Source organism: Shimia sp. (genome assembly GCF_041624275.1).
Taxonomy (GTDB): domain Bacteria; phylum Pseudomonadota; class Alphaproteobacteria; order Rhodobacterales; family Rhodobacteraceae; genus Shimia.
Window position 1 is genome coordinate 21,061 of sequence record NZ_JBFJVE010000011.1, and the last position, 6,874, is coordinate 27,934.

Annotated in this window: 6 protein-coding genes; all 6 read left to right on the plus strand. The window is 63.1% G+C overall.

Going from position 1 to position 6,874, the window contains the following annotated elements; genetic code table 11:
- Positions 1-112 precede the first annotated feature (112 nt).
- Positions 113-1,111, plus strand: coding sequence for an ABC transporter permease (locus ABZD10_RS01985; RefSeq protein WP_372884425.1), 999 nt, complete (start codon positions 113-115; stop codon positions 1,109-1,111).
- On the plus strand, positions 1,108-2,307 hold the full coding sequence (locus ABZD10_RS01990; RefSeq protein WP_372884426.1) for an ABC transporter permease: 1,200 nt from the start codon (positions 1,108-1,110) through the stop codon (positions 2,305-2,307). The genes ABZD10_RS01985 and ABZD10_RS01990 overlap by 4 nt, the downstream gene beginning before the upstream one ends.
- Positions 2,308-2,320: 13 nt before the next feature.
- Positions 2,321-3,967, plus strand: a complete 1,647-nt coding sequence (locus ABZD10_RS01995) for an ABC transporter ATP-binding protein (protein WP_372884427.1) — start codon at positions 2,321-2,323, stop codon at positions 3,965-3,967.
- 70 nt (positions 3,968-4,037) lie between these two features.
- On the plus strand, positions 4,038-5,582 hold the full coding sequence (locus tag ABZD10_RS02000) for an ABC transporter substrate-binding protein (RefSeq protein WP_372884428.1): 1,545 nt from the start codon (positions 4,038-4,040) through the stop codon (positions 5,580-5,582).
- 186 nt (positions 5,583-5,768) lie between these two features.
- Complete coding sequence (gene rimP, locus ABZD10_RS02005; RefSeq protein ID WP_372884429.1) at positions 5,769-6,353, plus strand: ribosome maturation factor RimP; 585 nt, start codon at positions 5,769-5,771, stop codon at positions 6,351-6,353.
- Positions 6,354-6,874: NusA N-terminal domain-containing protein (locus ABZD10_RS02010; RefSeq protein WP_372884430.1), on the plus strand; the 521-nt coding region annotated here is incomplete at its 3' end.

The following is a 6,874-nucleotide window of genomic DNA, read 5'->3' on the forward strand; positions in this document are numbered from 1 at the left end:
ACGTAAAATAAATGAAAAACGAAATGCCTGTTCAAGAAATTTTTTTATGGGGTTTACAGCGAGGGCGCGGCCGCTAACCTGAATTCAATCAAGAAACAACAGGTGAGGGCTTGTGGCCTCGATACTGAGAATTGTAGCGCAGCGGCTCGCGCTCGGGCTTCTGACGCTGTTCGTCGTCTCCATCGTCATCTTTGCCGCGGTGAACCTCTTGCCGGGCGATTTTGCTCAGCTGATCCTCGGGCAGGGTGCCACCCCGGAGGCGGTCGAGGCGATCCGCCGGGATCTGGGGCTGGATCAGCCGCCGGTCACGCGCTATCTGCAATGGCTTTCCGCTGCCCTGCAAGGGGATCTCGGCAACAGCTTTGCGCAGGCCAATTTCGCCAGTTTCGTCGGCAGCGATGCCGGCAGCGGGCTGGCTTCGGTGGCGACCCAGATCGCGCCGAGGTTCGAGAATACCGTCTTTCTGGCCGGGGTCACGGCGGCGATCGCGGTGCCGATCTCGATTACCCTGGGGGTTCTGGCGGCGCTCTACCGCAATTCGATCTTCGACCGGGCCACCAATGTGCTGACGCTGTCCTCGATCTCCTCGCCGGAATTCTTCATGGCCTATGTGCTGATCCTGTTCCTGGCGGTGCTGAACCCGATCCTGCCGTCGCTGTCCAACATCTATGCCGGCATGGAGTTCGGCGAACGGCTGAACAAGACCTTGCTGCCGGCGCTGACCCTGACGCTGGTGGTGACGGCGCATATGATGCGCATGACGCGGGCGGCGATCATCAACCTGCTGGCCTCGCCCTATATCGAGATGGCGCGGCTCAAGGGGATCTCGCCGATGCGGGTGATCGTGCGGCACGCGCTGCCCAACGCGCTGGCGCCGATCATCAACGTGGTGGCGCTGAACCTTGCCTATCTCATCACCGGCGTGGTCGTGGTCGAGGTGGTCTTTGTCTATCCGGGCATCGGGCAGCTCTTTGTCGACGCGGTCAAGATCCGTGACATCCCGGTGGTGCAGGCCTGCTGTCTGATCTTTGCCGCCGCCTTCATCCTTCTCAACCTGACCGCCGACATTCTCTCGATTGTCAGCAACCCGCGACTGAGGCATCCGAAATGACTTTCTGGCTGCAACTTATCCTCGCTCTCGCCGCGATGGCGGCCTGTGGCTGGGTGTTCCGGCTGGCGGGGCAGAAAGTCACCGGCAACCGGCCGGCGTTTCGCGACATGCCCTTTGGCGTCGCCTTCGGTTATGTGTTCGGGGCCGTCGTCCTTGTCTGGCTGGTTCGGGCCTATGCCCTGTCGCATGCCGCCGACCCGGCCGTGGCCAACAAGTATTTCTTTCTCGGCAAGGCGGTCGAGGCGCTGCTGCTGTTCGCCGTTCTGGGCTGGTTGTTCCGTCTGCTGGGGCGCAGGGTCGGCACCTCGCTGAGCCGCAAGCTGTTCCGTTCGATGCCGCTGACCGCCAGTTTCGGGGTGCTGACCATTCTGGCCTATGCCATCGTGGCGATCTTTGCCGGTGCCATCGCCCCCTATGGGCAGGAAGAGGTGCTGGCGGCGGCCAATGTGGTGCCGGGGGGCGATCCGGCGCTGGGCGGCAACCCGGACTATCCGCTGGGCACCGACCAGATCGGGCGCGATATCCTGTCGCGGCTGATCTATGGCGCGCAGAACACGGTGGGTATTGCCTTTGCCACCACCTGTCTGGCCTTCTTTATCGGGGGCACGCTGGGCTTTCTGGCGGCGACGCTTGGCGGCTGGCTGGATCAGCTGCTGTCGCGGGCGGTCGATGTGCTGATGGCGATCCCTTCGCTGATCTTCGCGCTGCTGTTGATGACCATCGCCAGCGCCTGGGCGGGGTCGGAAAAGGGTCTGTTGACCGTCTATATGGTGCTGATCATCGCGGTCATCGACTCGACCCGGGTCTACCGGCTGGCGCGCGCCGTGGGGCTCAACATCGTGGTCATGGACTACATCGAGGCCGCGAAACTGCGCGGCGAGGGGCTGGGCTATCTGATCTTCCGCGAGATCCTGCCCAATGCCACGGCGCCGCTTCTGGCCGAGTTCGGGCTGCGTTTCTGCTTTGTGTTCCTGACCATCGCCTCGCTGTCCTTCCTCGGGGTCGGCATTCAGCCGCCGCTGGCCGATTGGGGCAGCATGGTGCGCGACATGGCCCAGTTCATCAACTTCGCCGCCTTTGCGCCGCAGATCGCCAGCGCGCCTTTGCTGGCAGCGGGCGCCATCGCCCTGCTGACGGTGGCGGTGAACTTCGTGGTCGACTGGATGCTGCACAGGTCGTCGGGGCTGAAGGAATGAGGAGGGCGCCGTCATGAGCGACCAGCTGCTGAAGATGCGCGGCCTCAGGATCGAGGGCCGCAGCGACGAAACCTGGAGCCAGATCGTCAACGGGGTCGACATCGACCTCAACCGGGGCGAGGTGCTGGGGCTGATCGGCGAATCCGGAGCCGGCAAGTCGACCGTCGGCCTGGCGGCGATGGGTTTTACCCGCGACGGATGCCGGATTTCGGCCGGCAGCGTGGAATTCGACGGCATCGATCTGGTCAATGCCTCGGCCTCGGTCAAGCGCGGGCTGCTGGGCCGGCGCATCGCCTATGTGGCGCAGTCGGCGGCGGCCTCGTTCAACCCGGCGCACCGGCTGATCGACCAGCATACCGAAGCCCCGGTCCAGCACGGCGTGATGGCGCGGGCGGACAGCGAGAAGGACGCGGTCGAACTGTATCGCAAGCTGCGTCTGCCGAACCCGGAAGAAATCGGCTTCCGCTATCCGCATCAGGTCTCGGGCGGCCAGTTGCAGCGCGCGATGACCGCCATGGCGATGGCCAGCCGCCCCGATCTCATCATTTTCGACGAGCCGACCACGGCGCTGGACGTGACCACCCAGATCGAGGTGCTGGCCTCGATCCGCGAGATCGTCGAGGAGTTCAACACGGCGGCGATCTACATCACCCACGATCTGGCGGTGGTGGCGCAGATGGCGGACAGGATCAAGGTACTGCTGAAGGGCGACGAGGTGGAAGAGGCCGACACCCGCACCATGCTGACCAGCCCGCAGCAGGACTATACCAAGTCGCTCTGGGCGGTGCGCAGTTTCAAGCGCCCGCAGAAACCGGCGGTGCACAGCGGCGCGACCCCTGTGGTCTCGGTACGGAACGTCTCGGCCTCCTATGGCCGGATCCCGGTGCTGCATGACGTGAGCTTTGATATTCACGAGGGCCGCACGGTGGCGGTGGTGGGCGAAAGCGGGTCGGGCAAATCGACCGCAGCGCGTTGCATCACCGGGCTGCTGCCGCCGAAATCGGGACATGTGGAATTTGACGGCACGGCGCTGCCGCTCGATTACCGCAAGCGCGACAAGATGCAGCTGCGTCAGGCGCAGATGATCTACCAGATGGCCGACACGGCGCTCAATCCGCGCAAGACCATCGGCGAGCTGATCGGCCGTCCGGTGCAGTTCTACACCGGGCTGACCGGGGCCGAGAAACGCCGGCGCGTCGAGCATCTACTGGAAGAGATCGAGCTTGACCCCGGCCAGTATATAAACCGTCTGCCCTCGGAGCTTTCGGGCGGGCAGAAACAGCGTATCGGCATAGCCCGGGCGCTGGCCGCCGAGCCTAAGTTCATCATCTGCGACGAGGTCACCTCGGCGCTCGACCAGCTGGTGGCCGAAGGCATACTGAAACTGCTGGCAAGGTTGCAGGATGAACTGGGCCTGTCCTACATGTTCATCACGCATGACCTTGCGACAGTGAAATCCATCGCCGACGAGGTGGTGGTAATGAAGGACGGGCGGGTGATCGAGCAGGGGCCAAAGGACGATATGTTCCGGCCGCCGCACCACCCCTATACCGACCTCTTGCTCAGTTCCGTGCCCGAGATGGACCCGGACTGGCTGACCAATCTTCTGAAGGAACGCGGAGTTGATAACATCGGCGACGCGGCGATTGGTAAGATGTAAGGCGAATCGTCCCGGGCAAGCGGGGCGACAATCAATCGGGACAACCCGAAAACAACATGGGAGATGAACAATGACGAGAATCAGCAGACGCGGATTGCTCAAGACCGGCGCCGCCGCCGGTGTGCTGGCAGCCACCGGCATGCCCCTGATGGCGAGCCCGAAACGCGGCGGACGCCTGCGCGCCGGCTTGTCCGGTGCCAACACCTCGGACAGCTGGGACGGTCGCACCCATTCCGACCTGTTCATGATCGCCTCGGCTCAGGGCACGGTGTTTGACAGCCTGACCGAGATCGCGCCCGATGGCGCCCTGCGCGGCGAGCTGGCCGAGAGCTGGGAAGCGACCTCGGACGCCAAGACCTGGACCTTCAACCTGCGCAAGGGGGTCAAGTTCCACAACGGCAAGGATTTCGGCGCCGATGACGTTCTGGAATCGCTGGCCCTGCACACGGCCGAGGGCGCCAAGTCGGCGGCCAAGCCGATCGTGTCGGCGATCTCGGAAATGAAGAAGATCACCGAACACCAGGTGCAGTTCACCCTGGCCGCGGCCAATGCCGACTTCCCCTATCTGATGTCGGATTACCATATCCTGATGTATCCCGCCGGGCAGATCGAGGAAGCCATCGCCAAGGGCATCGGCACCGGCATGTATGCGGTCGAAAGCTTCGAGCCCGGCGTGCGCATGGTGGCGAACCGCGTCGACGACCACTACAAGGGCGACAACGCGGGCTATTTTGACTCGGTCGAATATATCGCGATCAACGATTCCACGGCGCGGATGAACGCGCTGATGACCGGGCAGGTCGATGCCATCAACCGCGTCGATTTCAAGACCGAGAAACTGCTGCGGGCCAATCCGAACACCCGCATCCAGGAGGTGACCGGCAACCAGCATTACACTTTCCCGATGCTGTCCAAGACCGCGCCCTTCGACGATGTCAACGTGCGCCGGGCGCTGAAATACGGCGTCAACCGGCAAGAGCTGGTCGACAAGATCCTGCTGGGTCACGGCCAGGTCGGCAACGACACGCCGATCGGTCCGGCCAACCAGTATTACGCTGGCGACATGGAACAGCTCGAGTTCGACGCCGACAAGGCCAAGTTCTACCTGAAACAGGCCGGGCTGACCGAGCTGACCGTCGATCTCTCGGCCTCGAACGCGGCTTTCGAAGGTGCGGTGGACGCGGCGCAACTGTATCAGGCCTCGGCAAAGAAAGCCGGTATCAACATCAACGTGGTGCAGGAGCCGGCCGATGGCTACTGGTCGAATGTCTGGCTGAAGAAACCCTGGTGCGCCTGTTACTGGTCGGGACGCGCCACCGAGGACTGGATGTTCTCGACCGCCTATGAAGCGGGTGTGCCGTGGAACGACAGCCAGTGGGATCATCCGCGCTTCCAGGAGCTTCTGCTGACGGCGCGGGCCGAGCTGGACAGCACCAAGCGGCGCGAGCAGTACCGTGAAATGCAGGAGATCCTGCGCACCGACGGCTCGGTCGTCATCCCGATGTTCGCCAATTACGTTCAGGCGTTGTCGAACAAGATCGCCCATGGTGACACGGTCGGCAATCTCTGGCAGATGGACAACGGCCGCATGGCCGAACGCTGGTGGATGGCCTGAGCTATCGCGTCACGATTCCAGAAACGCCCCGCGATCTGCGGGGCGTTTTTCATTAGACCTTGCAGATTCGGCACGACGGGCGTATATGGCTTCTCAACAGCGGTGCGCTGGGGTCCAAACCCGGTGCTCCATCGGTAAGCACGACGGGCCGCTGGCCCGTTTTTTTGTGCCCGGAGGCACGACCCAATGAGTGACATGATTGCCAAGGCGGCGATTGACCGCAAACTGGCCGAGATCATCGCCCCCGTCATCGAAGACATGGGGTTCGAACTGGTGCGCCTGCGCCTGATGGGCGGCAATACCCACACGCTTCAGGTCATGGCCGAACGCCCGGATGGCGGCATCGAGGTCGATGAATGCGCCGAGATTTCCAATGCCATCAGCGCGGTTCTCGATGTCGAGGATCCGCTGGTCGATTCCTATGTTCTGGAAGTGGGCAGCCCCGGCATTGACCGGCCGCTGACCCGGCTCAAGGATTTCGCCACCTTCGAAGGCTATGACGCCAAGCTGGAGACCTCGGAACTGATCGACGGGCGCAAGCGGTTTCGCGGCGTTCTGGCCGGGGTCGAGGGCGACGAGGTGCTGATCAACATCGAGGATCAGGGCGAACAGGTGACCGTGGGGTTGCAGTTCGACTGGCTGGCCGAGGCCAAGCTGGTGCTGACCGACGAGCTGATCCGGGAAATGCTGCGCCAGCGCAAGGCCGCCGGCGCCATCAACGAAGACGATTTTGACGAGATCGAGACCGAAGGGTCCGAGGAGGACAAGTAAATGGCAATTACCTCTGCAAACCAGCTCGAGCTGCTGCAAACCGCCGAGGCCGTGGCCCGCGAGAAGATGATCGACCCGGGCCTGGTCGTCGAGGCGATGGAAGAATCGCTCGCCCGGGCGGCCAAGTCGCGCTACGGCAGCGAAATGGACATCCGCGTCAGCATCGACCGCAAGACCGGCAAGGCCACCTTCACCCGCGTGCGCACCGTCGTCGAAGAGGAAGAGCTGGAGAATTACCAGGCCGAGTTCACCGTTGAACAGGCCAAGCAGTATCTTGACGATCCGAAGATCGGCGACCAGTTCGTCGAGGAGATCCCGCCGGTCGAGATGGGCCGCATCGCGGCCCAGTCGGCCAAGCAGGTGATCCTGCAGAAGGTGCGCGAAGCCGAGCGTGACCGCCAGTACGAGGAATTCAAGGACCGCGTCGGCACCATCATCAACGGTGTCGTCAAGCGCGAGGAATACGGCAACGTCATCGTCGATGTCGGCCGTGGCGAAGGCATCCTGCGCCGCAACGAGAA